This window comes from Pseudomonas sp. H3_E04 (genome assembly GCF_054668915.1).
Genome location: NZ_CP162797.1, coordinates 5,399,460 through 5,416,086, shown reverse-complemented (window position 1 = coordinate 5,416,086; position 16,627 = coordinate 5,399,460). Strand labels below are relative to the sequence as shown.

11 protein-coding genes are annotated in these 16,627 nt (G+C 58.0%); 3 read left to right on the top strand and 8 right to left on the bottom strand.

Features of this window, described 5'->3' with window-relative positions; genetic code table 11:
* Positions 1–25: 25 nt before the first annotated feature.
* From AB4N53_RS24325 to AB4N53_RS24310, 4 genes are all read right to left on the bottom strand, one after another.
* Positions 26–3,496 carry a dermonecrotic toxin domain-containing protein gene (locus tag AB4N53_RS24325; protein WP_460124102.1) on the bottom strand — a complete coding sequence of 1,157 codons (3,471 nt, stop codon included), beginning with the start codon at positions 3,494–3,496 and terminating at the stop codon, positions 26–28.
* A 148-nt stretch (positions 3,497–3,644) separates the two neighbouring features.
* The gene (locus tag AB4N53_RS24320; RefSeq protein WP_460124099.1) at positions 3,645–6,200 is read right to left on the bottom strand and encodes a helix-turn-helix transcriptional regulator; all 2,556 of its coding nucleotides are present in this window, start codon (positions 6,198–6,200) and stop codon (positions 3,645–3,647) included.
* Positions 6,201–6,338: 138 nt separating this feature from the next.
* Positions 6,339–7,706, bottom strand: coding sequence for a DUF1329 domain-containing protein (locus AB4N53_RS24315; protein WP_039759308.1), 1,368 nt, complete (start codon positions 7,704–7,706; stop codon positions 6,339–6,341).
* 23 nt (positions 7,707–7,729) lie between these two features.
* Entirely contained in the window at positions 7,730–9,523 is a 1,794-nt protein-coding gene (locus tag AB4N53_RS24310) for a DUF1302 domain-containing protein (protein ID WP_460124096.1), read from the bottom strand.
* 798 nt (positions 9,524–10,321) lie between these two features.
* On the opposite strand from AB4N53_RS24310, the gene AB4N53_RS24305 reads away from it, so the two are divergent.
* The gene (locus tag AB4N53_RS24305) at positions 10,322–12,313 is read left to right on the top strand and encodes an S-type pyocin domain-containing protein (RefSeq protein WP_460124093.1); all 1,992 of its coding nucleotides are present in this window, start codon (positions 10,322–10,324) and stop codon (positions 12,311–12,313) included.
* On the top strand, positions 12,310–12,570 hold the full coding sequence (locus AB4N53_RS24300) for a hypothetical protein (protein WP_460124090.1): 261 nt from the start codon (positions 12,310–12,312) through the stop codon (positions 12,568–12,570). The genes AB4N53_RS24305 and AB4N53_RS24300 overlap by 4 nt, the downstream gene beginning before the upstream one ends.
* A gap of 43 nt (positions 12,571–12,613) precedes the next feature.
* Here the strand turns inward: AB4N53_RS24300 and AB4N53_RS24295 are convergent, their stop codons facing one another.
* The 4 genes from AB4N53_RS24295 to AB4N53_RS24280 all read right to left on the bottom strand — a co-directional run bounded on the left by AB4N53_RS24295 (position 12,614) and on the right by AB4N53_RS24280 (position 15,995).
* Positions 12,614–13,525, bottom strand: a complete 912-nt coding sequence (locus AB4N53_RS24295) for an SDR family oxidoreductase (protein ID WP_460124087.1) — start codon at positions 13,523–13,525, stop codon at positions 12,614–12,616.
* Between the two features lie 153 nt (positions 13,526–13,678).
* Positions 13,679–14,581 (bottom strand): alpha/beta fold hydrolase, encoded by a 903-nt coding sequence (locus AB4N53_RS24290; protein ID WP_460124084.1) that lies wholly within the window; start codon positions 14,579–14,581, stop codon positions 13,679–13,681.
* Positions 14,581–15,363, bottom strand: coding sequence for a class II aldolase/adducin family protein (locus tag AB4N53_RS24285; RefSeq protein WP_460124081.1), 783 nt, complete (start codon positions 15,361–15,363; stop codon positions 14,581–14,583). The genes AB4N53_RS24290 and AB4N53_RS24285 overlap by 1 nt, the downstream gene beginning before the upstream one ends.
* A 176-nt stretch (positions 15,364–15,539) precedes the next feature.
* Positions 15,540–15,995, bottom strand: coding sequence for a flavodoxin (locus AB4N53_RS24280; RefSeq protein ID WP_460124078.1), 456 nt, complete (start codon positions 15,993–15,995; stop codon positions 15,540–15,542).
* A gap of 154 nt (positions 15,996–16,149) precedes the next feature.
* On the opposite strand from AB4N53_RS24280, the gene AB4N53_RS24275 reads away from it, so the two are divergent.
* Entirely contained in the window at positions 16,150–16,626 is a 477-nt protein-coding gene (locus AB4N53_RS24275; protein ID WP_460124075.1) for a PAS domain-containing protein, read from the top strand.
* Position 16,627 lies beyond the last annotated feature (1 nt).

The following is a 16,627-nucleotide window of genomic DNA, read 5'->3' as shown; positions in this document are numbered from 1 at the left end:
ATCGAGTCGGGATACTCGAAGATGATCAATGAACGGTTGTTTTACTTACTCCGGTATCCGTGGCTTCCATCAATGTCTGGAAGAATTCTACCAACATCTCTTTCGACTCTTTCTGGCCAGTGTAGTGCGTGACCAGTTCCGCGACCGTCCGCGCATCGTCGAACAGACTGAGGAACGACCGTTGCGCCTGGGTGATTTCCTTGACAGGTGCCCCCGCCGCTGCGGCTTTGCCCAATGTCAGCAGCCCGGTCAGCGCTTCTTTTACATGGCCCAACGCGGCGCGGTAGTCGCCACGTCGGTGCGATTGTGATGCGTCATAGATGCTTTTCATCATTTGCACAGCCACCACAACTGTACCCACGGGAGGAACCACCAGGCTCACGATACTTGCAGCTTTCAACAAATTTTCATAAACCAGACCGGCAATTATTTCATTCAAACTGATAGTGCGTTCATCGATATCGCTGAGCACACGGTGTATACGCTCATCGTGAAAAGTGAACAGGTCAGAGAGCCTCGCGCGATTTTGCGTGCGGATTACCGGTTTGATATCGACAGTGGCGACCAGGTCATCGAAATAATCTTCAACCACTTTTTGATCAACCAGCAGTATCCGCGCGCTGTAGTAGTCCCGAAACGGGCCATAGCGAAAACGAATCGAAGGAATGAACTCCGCCATCGGCCGGAAGCTGACAAGATCTGGTGCGTCAGGCGTGTAGAGCAGATCGTGGAACCCCGACAGCAGTTTCAGGCGGAATATATAAACACCCCCAACAGTGCGGTCCCCAGCAGCGGTCAATCCCAGCGAATGGATGTTGAATTTATATAATCCCTCGCCGCCTTCAAAAGTGTCATTGTCGATCGACTGATGACCGCCGCTTTCTTTCAGGCTATCAATGATGTGCTGCACCGCTGATAACGCTTCCGGAGACAACCTGCCATTAACAAAATCGGAAAACGCATTGCAGCTCATTTCACAACGAATTTTCCGGGCATGCACAGCGCGTTTGAATGCGTAATCCGAATGAGCCTTGTCCAGATACTGCTCCTTCAACATCGCGCTATACCGATCACCGGGACGGAAGGTTTTCGACAGCGAAGAAAGGTCTCGGATATCCAGTTTGTCAACATTGGGATGTCCATTCACCAAATAGTACTTGGGGCTGAATTTCGTTTCATAGGCCGGATGCACTGCTTCGAAAGTAGCGCCCTCAAGCAGGACGTCGGTAACGCTCTTGCGAAACTCTTCGGTCTGAACAATGATCTGGTCCGGATTGACTGAAACGATACTGCCACGCGCACGCAAGATATCTTCTATTTGTGCTTTCACTGCGTCATAAGTGAATTGCTCGAACGTCGGGAAGCCGTTGTCTCGCGCGTCAACCGTGGACAGCGCTTTGAGTTCGGTGGTCAGACGAGCGAAGCGCTTGCGGCCCTCGAAACCAAGCGCCCGATAACCCGTCGGTGCAATAGCCTTATGCAAGGCCACTTCAGCTTGGTAAGCAACATTGACGTAGTCCGCCAACGCCACCTTTGGATTCAGCTCCAGATCCACAGGGCGACTATCCAGCGCGTAGCGGTAACTGAGCTGTGTGCGAGCGTTGCCGAGCAGTTGACCGGCCTTGTGCAGGTAGTCCGGATGGATTAACAGTGCCGCGTACTCGCGATCTGCGGACAGCGCCGACTCCAACCAGCGGTTCGCCGCGTGCTTATCGGCAAACTTTCGCAGCTCATACTCGCCTTCCGGCATTTTGATAAACATCAGCGACGGCAGATATCCTTGAGCCGAAATGTTCAGGACATCTTTCAACGCCGGCCCGTGGTGTTCGATCTTTATCCCTTGAATCCTTACCGCTGGGTCGTTGGCCATGGCGCGGGCGACGATATTCGCATCGGTGGAATTCAACTTCCCGGAGTGGCGAGCACAGAAAACTGCAAACTCCATTTGGCTGAACAGATAATTACGGTAAGCCTCTTGGTAATCAGCAGAAGGCATCGGTGCGAGATCGTCTGTAAATTCCAATCGAAGGTTGCGATGCGCCAGCCACCGTTCAAGCGCCTCGGCTGTCAGACGACTTCCGCTGGGCGCGCCGATGACAGTAAGGCGCGCGTCATAGCCAGAGTCATGGACACCGACAACGATAAATTCTGTCAGCGTTCGGGTTTCTTCCTGCTCAATAGTGCGCCCGGCAACCACCAGGGTATACGAGCTATGCACGCTGATTGTTTCTGGATCCAGTTGTTCGCCGAGAACCCTCGCTGCCCAGCCGGCGAAGGTGCGCAACACATAATCCTTAAACGAAAAGCACGTATCGAACACACGAGAGTAATCAGCCAGGTATTGATCTTTGGAGGCCTCAAGCTCGGTATACCGTTCTTGAACTTGGCTGCCGGCATCCACCAGCCACAGCGGCCAATCGGTACGTTTCAAGGCAGCCCACAGGAGATAGAAACGCGTGTCGATACCGTAGCGCAGCACGTGCAGGCCCTGATTTTCCTGAAGCGCGGAGATAAGCGGGGTTTCAAGTTGTTGCTGGCCACTGATCAGCGACTTCACATTTTCAAGCTGGCCCTTGAGATGAGCCTCTACGCAGAAGGCGTGAGGACTTTGCATGGCTTTCATGTAGCTGATCTGATGGCTGCGCAGGGACAGCCGCTGCTGCAACTTGCTGTGCAAATCGGTATTTTTTTCGAAGTACTCAAAGCCGTTTTCCGGCGTGTGCATGAGGTAGGAGGTCGACTCGTTGACCAGCTTCATTTCTGCATCCGAACGCTCGGCGTTGTCCAGAACGAAACAAGGCTGGCGCGAGAGCAGGTAATCCTGCGACGGTTGCAGACAGACTTCGAACGCTGCGCGACCGGTGTCTGCGTCGAGCAGATGAGCAAATCGCTCACCCAGACGGGCGTCGAAATTGTTCGCCATGACCGACAGGGACAGCTCTGCACTGGTGACCGCGGCGTACGCTTGGATAAAAGCCTGCTTATTGGACAAAGGTGCACTTTGCGTGCGCATGGATTTGGCCGGCGCCGACCAGAATCCTGCGATTTCGGTTCGCAACGTTTGTTCCAGACCGGCAGTAATTGCAGCGATCAGGTCTTCGACAATGAAAGTATTCAGGGTATTGACCCTGAATTGTGCACTGAACGTATCCGGCAGAGAGAAAACACCATCACCGCCCGCTATGTAAGCAGGGCTGATATTGTTATTCAAACAATGAACTGTCACATCCCACAGAGTGCCGGAAGGACGATTTTCACTGGCAGAAAAAGCCGGATCCGTGTTGACATAGACCTTGTCGATATCGATTGTTTTGCCCAAACGGATTAATTCACGCTGCAGCATGTTACGAAGAATATCCAGCACGCTCGGCATGGCACCGACTATCTTGAAAAGATCTGATTTCGCCTGATTTGCCTTTTCCCATTCTTCAGGCCAAGTGACCTGCTCACCAAAGGAACCACGCATCAAACTTTGATATAACTTCCTCACAACCATTCCTTACTTGACTATCCAGAGGCGCGGATGCAGCCACTGCAGATAGTTGCAAGGTAGGTTCTTTTGCAATCGACTTGAAGCGCCAACAATTTACAAAACATGCCTACGACAACGAAAAGTATTTATGCTGAAAAAATAAACCAAAACATTAAACCAGTATGCCCATCAACTTTGCTTTCGCCACAGCCTGAGTTCTACGCTCTACGCCCAACTTTCCATTTATTCTTCTCGCGTGAGTTTTTACCGTATGCAACGAAATATAAAGTTGTTCGGCAACTTGCTGATTTGAAGCACCTTGAGCGATCAACATCAGCACTTCTCGCTCACGGCGACTGAGGCCCTGCGCAGGATCAGCGTTCTCGCATGGCAAGCCGGGAAGCGGCTGGTCAGCTGCCGTGCCAAGATTGCCTTGGCGTAACTCCCACTCCCGCATGGCTTGTTGCAACCGGCAGCGTTCCACAAGCGTCCCGGCTCGCTGGAGAGCTCGCTGCGCCGCCGCTTTGTCGCCGTTCGATTCAGCCAGCTCGGCGAAGGCCAGCAGCAACTCCGTTTGCGCCGTCAACATGCCTCCGGCCTCGGTCTTGTTCAACAGTCGCTCAATGGTTGGCAGAGAGTTTTCATGCCGGTTCAATTGCGCATGGGCGCAGGCCAGCAGGTATTCAATCCGAATAATCAGTTCGAACGTCGCGGGCGGCGCCTGCAGCGCAAAGGGCCCACGATAATGCCGTAATAGCCGGCCCAACGCTTCTTGCACCAACTGCGGTCGACCCTGCTGTAACCAGAACTGACTGCTGACCTGCAGCACGACACCGCGATAGACCGTATCGGGAATCTGCCGCTGCTGCATGACCCTTTCGGCCTCGCGCAGGCGCTCGAAAGCGCAGGCATAATCGCCGCGATTACCGGCCAGTTGCGCCTGTCCCAGGTAGCCATACAAGACCCGTTTGTCAGCACTGCGCGAGCAATCTTCAAGGCCGCGGCTGAACAGCTCCGCAGCCTGCGCTTCAAGACCCATGCACAGCGCCAGCCGTCCGCGGCGCAGGGCAATCCGGCCGAGCAGCGGCACGGGCACCGTGGCGCGCTGGCGCAGCAAGTGCTCGATGTCCACCAGCAGAGTCTCTGCACGCAGGGGCGCCCCGCGCTGCTCGAGCCATTGTGCGTGGTCAAGCTCAAGCAACCCTTCGAAAAGCAGTGAGCCGTGAGCACGCGCCAGGCACAGCGCCTCACGGTTGAGGGCATGGGCCTGATCGAGTGCACCGCACAGTAACGCCTGCTGGGTCAGGCCCGACAGGCACATCAGACGCGCCTGCCAGGCATCATCCGCCAGCGCCGCTAGCGCCTCCTGAAAGCAGGCGCGCGCCGGCTCCATCTGCCCTTGCAGATGACTGAGCCAACCCTGTTGCGCTTGCCAACGCGCCAGCAACTGCTGTTGCAGATGCGCTGTCGGCTGCGGTATGAAGCGGGCAAGATGGGCCAGGCATTCCCCGGCCTGTTCGAATCGGCCGGCGAATAACAAAGCCCCGGTGACCAGCCCGATCATCTGCGGTGTCATCAGGGTCAGTTCCTGGCTTTGTTGCTCGTGCAAGCGCAACAGCAGGACGACGGTCTGGTCTTCGAACAAATCCTCGAAACTCAAATACTGCAGCAGGCTGACGGCGGTTTCGTATTCCTCGGCCAACAACGCTTGCTCGAACGCTGCTCGCCAATCCTGTGTCGCGCTGAACCACTGACAGGCGCGCCGGTGCCAGGAACGCGCACACGGCCAATGCGACTCCTGGATGATTCGCGACAGCGGGCAGAAGACCTGTAGCCAGTCAGCGGAGTCCTGCCATGGCTCAATAAAACAGCCCTGCACTTGCAGATCGTGCAGCAATTGCGCGCCTTCGCCGGGGCCGAACAAATGCTCGCATAACGGCGCGTTGAACCGTGGCAGGTGAGCCAGAACACGCCACGCCTCGTCCTGCTCCGGCGTCAGATTGCTGAAGAGTTCGTGCTGCAGATAGTCGAGCAACGTGTCGACACGCTGCTGCGGCTGCGGGTTTTGCGCCCAGTCGCACTTTTGCAAAATCGCCATGCGCGCACCTGCGCACCAGCCGCCGGTACGCTGGATGATCCGAGCGGCGACTCGATCCGCCTGATCTGGCGGCAAATGGCGCAACACCGATACAACCTCATCGTGAGTCAGCGCCAGACTGGCGGGCTCGGACTCGTAAAGTTCGTCATCGAGCAACAGCCGCGGCCAGTTGCACTGCGGCCGGCGGCGAGTACTGATCCACCATGTGAGCGCCGGGCTGCTGACCGCCAGCAACCGATCCAGCAGAGCATCAACAGGCGGATTTGGCTGACGACAGTAGTCGTCGATAAACAGCGAAGTCGGCCTGGACCAATGAGCCAGCTCCGTCATCAGTTGCGTTATGTCGAGACCTTCGACCAGCCCGAGCGCCCGAGTCACACGCAGGCAAAACTCTTCGGCGCTGAGCGCTGCTCCCGCCAGCGGCAGCCAGATTGCCTCGCACTCCGCACGCACCTGAAGCAGACATTCGGTCAGCAGTGCGGTTTTGCCGCTGCCAGCGGGCGCACACAACAGCCTGACCCGCGCGCTTGATGCCAGCAACGGTTCGCTCAAGCGATTGCGAGACTGATGATGCGAAGAAAGCCTGGGCAGAAATCCGGGTCGATCCAGGCACGGGGACATGGCGGTCATCGGGTGAGCCTTCTTATCGTTGTGCGCTCACCCTAGCCCTCTCCCGCGCGCTTGTTGACGAGTATTCAGCACGCTGATTGATGACCATAAAAAAGGCGACCGTGCGGTCGCCTTTTGTCCAGCGGTGTTGCAGACCCGTTACCTTACGCCCTCGGCGCGCAGGGCCGATGGCGTGTAATCGGCGGCCTTGGCTTCAAAGCCGAATTCGAAGCTGTGCTTCTCTTCGTTCTTCATGCCCAACGCAATGTAACGGCCGGCGATGATGTCGTAGAGCGCTTCCAGGGTGTAAGCCTGAGCCTGATGATCGTAGTAGTACTGCGCGTGACCTTCAGCGACGCGCCACAGTTGCCCGCGACCATCGTAGTGATCGGCCAGCGCCACTTGCCAGCTGTCCTCGTCGATGTACATGTGGCGCTTGGCGTAGATATGCCGCTCATTCGGCTTCACCGTGCCGATCACTTCCCAGACGCGGTGCAGTTCGTAACGGGTCAGGTCCTGATTGATGTGCCCGGCCTTGACGATGTCGTCGTATTTGAGCTTCGGCGAGTCGAGCTTGTAGCTGTTGTAGGGAATGTACATTTCCTTCTTGCCGACCAGTTTCCAGTCGTAGCGATCCGGCGCGCCGGAGAACATGTCGAAGTTGTCCGAGGTGCGCAGGCCATCGGCCGCTGTACCTGGACCGTCATAGGCCACTTGCGGCGCACGCCGAACGCGGCGCTGACCGGCGTTGTAGATCCACGCCAGACGCGGTTCCTTCACCTGATCGAGGGTCTCGTGCACCAGCAGCACGTTACCGGCCAGGCGCGCCGGAGCGGTCACCGATTGCTTGAAGAAGGTCAGCACGTTGGCGGCTTTTTCCGGGTCGATGTCCTTCATCAGTTGCGGCACGGCGATCTCTTCTTCGAAGCGGATCGGCGTGTAGCTGCCGTTGGTCTGCGGTGTCACCTGGGTGATGATCCGCCGCAGGTTGCCACCGTGATAGCGGGTGATGTGGTTCCACAGCACCTCGACGCCGTTCTTCGGAATCGGGAACGCGTAGTAGCGATTGCCGGTGAAATTGGCGAGGCCGTTGCCGTCGTTGATCGCGTTGACGTTCAGCGCGCTGCGCTTGGCCGACTCGTAGATTTCCGCCGGCGCGCCCACAGTGCGGTGGGTCGGGTAGACCGGGATCTTGTAGGTTTCCGGGTAGCGTTTGAACATCGCCACCTGGCCATCGGACAGCTTGCTCTTGTACTGCTCGACGTTGGCAGCAGTGATGGTGAACAACGGTTTTTCGTTGGCAAACGGGTCGGCGAGGAAGCCCTTGCTGTCCACCGCACCGGCGTTTTTCGGGATACCGCCGGTCCAGGCCGGAATCGAACCGTCCGCATTACCGGCCTTCTCGGCGCCGAGCGGAGTCAGGCTGGTGCCAAGTTTGTTCGCTTCATCCGGCGACACCGCCGCCATCACGTTGGCCGCCAGCAGACTCAAGGCCAGCACGCCACATTGCAGAATCGTTTTGCGCATTGCAGTCATCCTTCTCGGGCAGATCAGAAGTTCACGCCGAAGCTCAGGGCCACGAAGTCACGGTCTTCGAGGACGTTGTAATCGCCACCGAAAAAGTCGGTGTAACTCAGGCTCGCGGTGTAGGTGTTGCGGTAGTCGGCATCGACGCCGAAGCTGATGGCTTTCGCACCTTCGTTGAACAGACCGTTGGGGCCGTAACCGGCGACGTCATGCGACCACGACAGGTTGGGCTTGAGGTTGATCCCGCCGATAACGTTGGCGTAGTCGAGAATCGCCCGGGCGCGATAGCCCCACGAAGTCGATGTGACGAAGCCGTCGGTATCGCCGCCGAAACCATATTGGCCATAGACCGAATCACGACCGTAACGCAGCTCACTGCGTGACTCCAGACCACCGACATGCACCACCGCCGCTTCGCCGACCACGGTCAGGCGTTCGGCGCCCAGCACCTGGTCAAAGAAGTGCGTGAGCGTGCTCTGGACCTGCGTGACTTCCTTGCGCCGGTAGCCTTTGTTATCAGCACCCGGCGAGGTCGCAAGTGGCGATGCGGTGCCACCGGCGATCGGATTGACCAGCGCCAGGGTCAGGTCGTTGGTGTTGACCTGTACCGGTGCGTTCGGCCGATAGCTGATCTCGCCGGTCCACGCGGTGCCGGTGGGCAGAGTGGTGGAGAAACTCGCGCCGTACAGACGAATGTCTTCCGGGTATTCGAGGTAGTACTGACCGCGCCCGAGCATCACGCTTTGCGCCAGACCTGCGCCGCTGCCAGGCGCGAGGCCGTTGGCAATGCCGACCATGCCTGGCAATGCCGCCAGTGTCGACAGCCCCGCCGTCGTGGTGCCGACCGTCGGCGTACGGCTGTGGTAGTTCATGAAGTAGAGGCCGTATTCGGTGTCTTCGCCGAGCCAGCGCAACGCCGTGCCCCACTGCCCGGAATCGCGCGCATCGCGATCGCCGCCACGGGGAATCACCACGCCTTCGCGTGTGACCTGAATGCCTTGGCCGAACGCGGTGGTCAGCGGCACCAATGGCGCCACCGCCGGACTGCCGACGGTGTAGCCGTTGTTGCAGCCGTCCGCCGCGACGTCGACGCCAAAGAAGGTGCCGCAGTTGTCGAGGACGGTCTGGTCCCACTCCAGTTGGTAAAAGCCTTCGACGGAAAGTTTGTCAGTCAGGCTCTGCGAACCAAACAGCATGTTCACCGGAATCAGGCCTTCCTTGATCTCCGCACCGGGACGGCGAAATGCCGAGACGTCGACCGGGTTGATGCTGTTGATCGAGTTGCCGATGAAAGTACTCTCACCCCAGCTCACCACCTGCTTGCCGGCCCGCACCGTGCCGGGCAAATCGGCGATGGCGTAGTTCTGATAGACGAAGGCATCGAGGATCTGCGCGCCGGAAGACTTGGCGCCCTCTTTGCGGCCGCTGTCGCTGATCTGCTTGAACTCGCGGTCTTCGTCCTTGAGTTCGAAGTCGTACCAGTATTTGCCCCGAACGAACACGCCGGTATCGCCGTACTTCAGTTCAAGGTCGTGAATGCCCTTGAAGATCTTCGAGAAGGTCTCGCCCTTCTTGAAATTCAGGCGCCCGTCATCACCGGTGGACGATTGTCCGCTGCCGCCATTGACCGTGCCCACCAGCGAACTGTCGGCATCGCGCAGCCCCCAGCTCGCGCCGACCGAAAGTGACGAGTCGAAGGTGCCTTCGATTTCGCCGATGTTGAAGGCGACCGCGTGCGCCTGGGCGCAGCAACCCATAGCCACCGCAGCGGCCAGCGCCTGCGGTGTGAAGATGGCGCGCATTGTTGTTTTTGTCATGCGTCTTCCCCGGTGAGTGACAGAAGGCCCCACCCTACTGCCGGGCGGTGCGAGCGATAAGCGCACCAAGGAGGTATTTGCGATGTCGCTCGAAAGGATGAATGGCCTTGTACGACGGGACCTGGAGCGGCCCATGGACTGGCTGGATGGCGCATCATCAGCGCCATGCATGTGCACGCCACTGTTGCGCGCCCCGTAACAGTGCATGTCTGGAATCGGTATTTTTCCTACAGGCGCAAGCCCGTATTCTGAGCGCGCTCTCCCGGCACACGCCGGAAAGCGCCAAGCCCGCTACGCTGAATGCGCAGGCGATTGGTTAAAGATTTCAGATAAATCGGTGTTTTCGGTTTATCGCACCGCTGTTCACTGACGTTGATTTGTAGCTCCTTGATCCAACGTCTTACCTTGGCCGCTGCGTTTGCAGCGGCCTTTTTTATGGGCGTTCAAAAAGGCTGGATAGCGGTTCGGCAACGCTTGCGATCAGCGCGTCAGACATTTCTTCGACGCTCGGACGAATTCCCTCTGCATCGATAAAAACCAGCGAAAACCCTTTCGATATAACGCCCTGTTACTGACGGGCTTCTCGGATTTGATAACCGCCACTCTGAGGTAACTTGAAACACCTCAACCATTCGCTGGTGACACGGATGTCATCGCCACCCGTGCGCACTTTTCGAGCGAGTGAAAACGCACATTCAAAAGGACATGAATATGCCAAAGCCTCCACCGTTGGAACTGGATCCAGTACATATCAGGGAGTTCGGTCCTGATGGCTTCGAACCATTCAAAGAACGCGACATGAATTACTCCTACAGCGGCATGTTCGGCCCTGCCGGCGCCAATCCGCAGACGCGTGAATTGATGCATGAAACGCAAGTCGCCGTGGAACAGGAATTCAACGCAAGAACCGCCTCTATTCCACAAACCATTGAGGTCGAACTGGCGGCGACCAGGCTGGAAGGACCGACCAATCCTCTGCCACCTGCCGCAGCACTGGCCCGCGAAGTTGGCGTCAGGAACACCTTGATTCAACGCAAGAGCGCCGAGTTTCAACGGCAGACTGCCATCGCCAACCGCTTTTATGGCAGCGATCCACTGGGAAAAACCTTCAAGGATTACCTGAATCAGGCATCGGCCAATCGGCGCGCGCAGGGCGCAGCGGTCCGCAGCAGAGCGTTGTGGAGCGAGTCCTTTCGGGCCGCCCACGAAGGCCAGACATTGGCGCTGCTCAACCAGCAACAGGCTGGCGTACTCAATTGGCTGGCCACCGTACAAGCTCAGGATCAGGATCAGGCACAGGCGGCAGCGGCAGAGGCGCAACGCCAAGCTGCAGAACGTGCCCGCATTGCCGCGGAGCAACAGCGCCAGCGTGACATTGCCGAAGCGGTGCGCCGGGAGCAGGAAGAAATCCGCGCACGCGAACAGGCGCTTCTGGCCGCGTTGGCAGAGAAACAGCGTCGGGATGCCGAACAGGCTCGATTGGCGGCTGAGACCGCGCGCCTTAATGCCGAGGCTGAAGCTCGGGAGAAAGAGCGGCTGGCTAAGTTGAAAATCGCCCAGGCCGAGGCACGAGCCAAAGCTGAAGCAACGGCGCTGGCCCATGCGGCAGAACAGCGTCGGTTACAGCAGGACAGGAAGCATGTCTTTCCGTCCTCTGGAGCAATGGCCAGCAACGGCCCGGCCGTTTCTTTCGTTTCGACAGCCGTCCCGCTCAGCCCGGCTATCTCGGCGGGAATACTCAATGCGCTACGCACCGCAAAAGCGACCCTGACAGCGACGGGCACGGCGCTGTTCGGCAGTCCAGTACTGATGGGGTTCGCAGCGCTATTGATGCCGTCACCTCTGGGCAACAGCGAACGCTTCGCCATGAGCGTTCCACTGGCCGAGTTGTCGTCCGAGCCGGCCGAGACGCTACGTGAAATCGCGGACCGGCAGGGTAGTTTGGAGATGCAGGTCGGGCTAGGCGTCAGGCGACTCGGGGCTGGCACGCAAGTGTTCGTCGCTACGAGTGATGACTTCCATATTCGCTCAAGTGTGCTGGTCCTCAATGCCGCATACGATTTGCTCAACGACGTATACAAGGTCGCACTATCGGACTCGCCTACCGACTTGCTGACATGGACGCCGGCAATCTCGCAGGGCGACCAATCGACCGCTTTGCCAATAGTGGATACCGGTTCGCCCGCCTATTCCGGCGCCTCCGTTGTTCCGGTTGAAGGGCGGCTGGATCTGAACCCGATTCTGATTGAAGGCTGGGATCGATTCATCATCGTGTTTCCGGCTGATTCGGAGATTGAGCCGCTTTATGTGGTGTTCAGTAGTCCTTATGAAGGGGCGACCGAAGAGGGGAAGCACAGCGGGCGTAGTTTCAACCCTGACGAGATTGGAGATGAAATATCAGATTTGCAGTGGGCAACAGCCGCTGTTTCATCGGAAGGAACGGACATCGTGAAGTTACACATTTCAAAGTTTCCGCAATCAGCTGCCAATGACGTAATGCTTGATCGCCTGGAGCGAATCGCTCGTGGAGAACTCGAAGCTTCCGACACTGACAAACGTTTCTACACTCACGAGATAAGGGAGTTCGAAAGATTCAGAGCTTTAGGCTTTGGTGATACCGAGATGCCAGAGATCGGGTCACCGATCTGGAATAACGTGCATACGGCAACGTTGGAAGATTTCCAGTTGAAAGACGATCCCGCACTTCTCTACACGCCCGAAGCACTGGCTGCTGCAACGGAGCAGGAAGAACGTGATTACCAGAAATTGCTGAAGGAGATGTGGCAGTGAGCACCGTTGAGATGATCGTTAAAAATGAACCTCTGGATGACATAGTCACGGTGTTCGCGTTACTTCAGGCAACGCCACATCTGGACATGATGATCAGACGCCACAATCGAGACCTGATCGACGAGTATGGGACCCTGGAAGCATCGTACTCTCGGCTCTTCGCTGCAGGAGTTTTGCTGGAGGGAGAAAAGGGCCTTGCTATCAAAGGACCTAACTGGAAGCCGCCCAAGTTCATGACAGAAAAAAAATACATTTGAAAACTGGAGCCACCCGCCGCGAGGGCTGGTGGCTCCGTTAACTTCAAATCGAATACTTCTGCAAATTCGCCATCATTTCCTTCAATGCTTCAATATTGTCCTTCGGATGCGCCGCCCCTTCGAAATCACAAATCTGCTGCCAGTGCGCCGCCACATCCTCTGGCGAGAATCCCTCGCGCGGATCGAAGCCGGCACCGAGGCTGCGTTCCCAGCGCACCTTGCCCATCCAGCCGCCACCAACCTCGAACAGGCCGGACGTTTCCTGACATTGCTCGCTGCCCAGATACACTACCAACGGACTGACCAGTTCCGGCTTCAGTTGCTCGAATACCTGCGGCGGGATCAGACCTTCGGTCATGCGCGTGCCGCCAGTTGGGGCGATGGCGTTGACCAGAATGTTGTTCTTGCGGCCCTCGATCGCCAGCGTTCGGGTCAACCCGTACAGCCCGAGTTTGGCCATGCCGTAGTTGGACTGGCCGAAATTGCCGTAAATGCCCGAAGTCGACGCTGTGAAAATCACCCGGCCATAGTTTTGTTCGCGCAGATGCGGCCAGGCGGCACGGGTAACCTTGTAGGCGCCTTCAACGTGGACGCGGTAGACCAGATCCCAGTCGGCATCGTCCATTTTGTGAAACGACTTGTCGCGCAGGATCCCGGCGTTGTTCACCACCACATCCACGCGGCCGAAAGCATCGAGAGCGTTCTGCACCAGTTTGTCGCCATCGGTGACCGAGTCATGGTTGGCTTGGGCAATACCGCCGGCCCCGCGAATTTCCGCCACCACGCGGTCGGCAGCCGAGGCGTTGGCGCCCTCGCCCTGTGTCGAGCCGCCGAGATCGTTGACCAGCACCTTCGCGCCCTGTCTGGCGAACAACAGCGCATGGGCACGCCCGAGGCCGCCACCGGCGCCGGTGACAATCACGACTTTATCTTCGAAACGCACGGGTTCATTCATCGCAGCAACTCCAGCAGGCCAAGGGTTAATGCTCCCGAGTGTCAGGCACGACGCTTTGGGTCACAACGAACACGGCTGGGGCTGAATGGTGTGCGATAAGGTTGGGGGATGGTCGAGACTGTAAAGCGCCGAGAGTGAGTGTTTCCGGCGAAATCAGGAGTACGCCACTTTGCGCGGAGGCAATACCAGACGATCACGAAACGCCAGGTAGTGCTTGAGCACCTGCACCGGCGCTTCGGTTTGCGGGTAGTGGCCAATACCCGGCAACAAAACGGTGTCCGCATCAGGGATGAGTTCGCGATAACGCTCGACCATGTGTACCCCGGAAATCGGATCGACCGCGCCGTCGATGACCCGCAGAGGAACGTCGCCACGCTGCATGGCCGCCACCCAACGGTCGCGCTGCACCCGGCGTTCGGGGATGTAGGTGATCAGTTTGTGCAGGATGCGCGGGCCATGGTTGCTGTCGACCAGACTCCAGTAATCATCCAGTTCGCTTTCGCTCGGCTGGGTCTGCGGGCCGAAGATCTCCCGGAAACCTTTGACCAACGCCTCTCGGCTGAAGGCGCGGCCAAGCAGCCAGCCAATCGGGCTGAGCAGCAATTTCTGCATCAGTAACGGCCGGTGGGTTTCCGGAAACAGACCGCCGTTGAGGAACACGCAACTGGCGACCTCGATGCGCTGTTCGTAGTGCCGCGCGAGCAGTTCCTGAGCGACGCTGTCGCCATAGTCGTGGGCAAGAATGTGCACCGCTTGTTCGATCTGCAGATGGGCGAGCAGCGCCTGTTGCAGATCGGCCTGTTCCAACAGGCTGTAGGTGTGGTTGCGCGGTTTTGCCGAATCGCCGAAGCCAAGCATGTCGCAGGCGATCACCTGATAACGCTGCGCCAACGGCTGCCACAGGTAGTGCCAATCCCAACTGGCAGTGGGGAAACCGTGAATCAGCAACAGCGGCTCACCCTGTCCCGCTACCCAGTAATGGATCGTCTGGCCACGAAAAACAAAGCTCCGGCTGCGCTTGCGCCAGATACACAGGGGAATCTCGGCGAGTGGCATTAGAATTTATACCCCGGATCCTGGAGATCGAGTTTGCGCAGCAGCGCCGGCCACGCCAGCGCGCCGCCCATGCCCTGCGCGCTCTTGGTGACGCCGGCAATCATTGCCTTGGCGCCGGCGAGAATCTGCGGTTCGATGGCGATCAGTTCCGCCCCTCCAGTCTGCGCCATGACCTGGATATCGCAGGCTCGCTGGAAGGTGAACATCATCAGAAAGGTATCGGCAATGGTGCCACCACAGGTCAGCAGACCGTGGTTGTGCAGCATGAGGAAACTGTTGTCACCGAGATCGGCTTGCAGGCGCGCCTTTTCTTCATGGTTCAGTGCCACACCTTCATAGGCGTGATAGGCCAGGCTCGACAACACGAACAGTGATTGCTGACTGATCGGCAACACCCCCTGCTTTTGCGCCGACACCGCAACACCCGGCGCGGTATGCGTGTGCAGCACGCAAACCACATCGTGGCGAACCTCGTGAACGGCGCTGTGGATGGTGTAGCCGGCGGGGTTGATTTCGTACGGGCTGTCCATGAGTTTGTTGCCGGCCTGATCGACCTTCACCAGGCTTGAGGCGGTGATCTCATGGAACATCAGGCCAAACGGATTGATCAGGAAATCTTCGGTGCCGGGCACCTTGGCCGAGATATGCGTGAAGATCAGATCGTCCCAACCGTGCAGCGCGACCAGGCGATAACAGGCGGCAAGATCGACACGGGTCTGCCACTCGGCAGCGCTGACCTGGTCTTTGACATTCGGCGACGATTGGACGGGGGCTACGCTCACTGTATGCACCTCTGCGTTCTTCTTGTTCTGCTCGTGTCAGCAGTCTAGTCAGGCGCAGGGCATCGCGTAGTTGCATTGGCAGCCAGCTTGATGACTGAACGAGTCAGTCAGGCAAACAGCCTGAGTCGCTCCCAACGCAACGGCGCTTGCCCAGGTGCAGCGATATCGTTGGTTGATCAGCCCTTGAGCGCTTCGATCAGTTGCGCCAGCCACGGCTCGGCATCGGTTTCCGGCGTGACGCTTTCGCTGGCGTCGATGCGCAACATTTCCTGCACCTCCTTTACACCCAGTTCGGCAAACAATTCCCGCATCTGCTCGCCGCCGCCACAAAAGGTGTCGCCGTAGCTGGCATCGCCGAGGGCAATCACAGCTCCCGGCAAGCCGCGCAAGGTAGCGGGCAATTGATCGCGCAGGCTGGAATACAACGGTTGCAGGTTGTCCGGCAGCTCGCCCATGCCAGTGGTCGAAGTCACAGCGAGAAGGGACTCGGGACCGAACGCCTGAATATCGGCCAGCGCCGCACGCGAGTTATAGAAGGTTTCAAAGCCGGCGGCTTTCAACAGGTTCTGGGCGTGGCGGGCGACTTCTTCGGCGGTGCCGTAGACTGAACCTGAGAGGATGGCGACTTTCATCAATCTGATCCTGAAACTGGAAAAAAAGAGCCGCGATAGTAACAGCCCACGCCACGAAGTTGCGATTGGCTCTCAATGGAAGCTGCTGGCCTGTAGACAGTCTGCGGCTTTCTTCTAGAATGCCTGCCACTGACACAATGGAAGGGATTCTCGGATGATCAACGCCAGTCTGCTGCAAATGGTGATCAACGCATCAAACGATGGGATCGTGGTCGCTGAAAAAGAAGGTGAGCAGGACAACATCCTTATTTACGCCAACCCCGCTTTTGAACGGCTGACCGGCTACAGCAGTGAGGAAATTCTCTACCAGGACTGTCGCTTCCTGCAGGCGGGAGACCGCGATCAGCAAAGTCTGCAGCTGATTCGCGAGACATTGCGTGAAGGCGGTTCCTGCCGGGAAATCCTGCGCAACTATCGCAAGGATGGCACGCCGTTCTGGAACGAATTGTCACTGTCGACGGTAAAAAATGCCGATGACGGGCAGACTTATTTCATCGGTGTGCAAAAAGATGTGACGGTTCAGGTCAAGGCGCAGCAGCGAGTTGCACAGCTGGAAGCGCAAGTGGCGGCGCTGCAAAGCGAGCTTGCGGCGTTGAAAGCGACGAACGGCGCAAACAAAACCGCGAACTGAT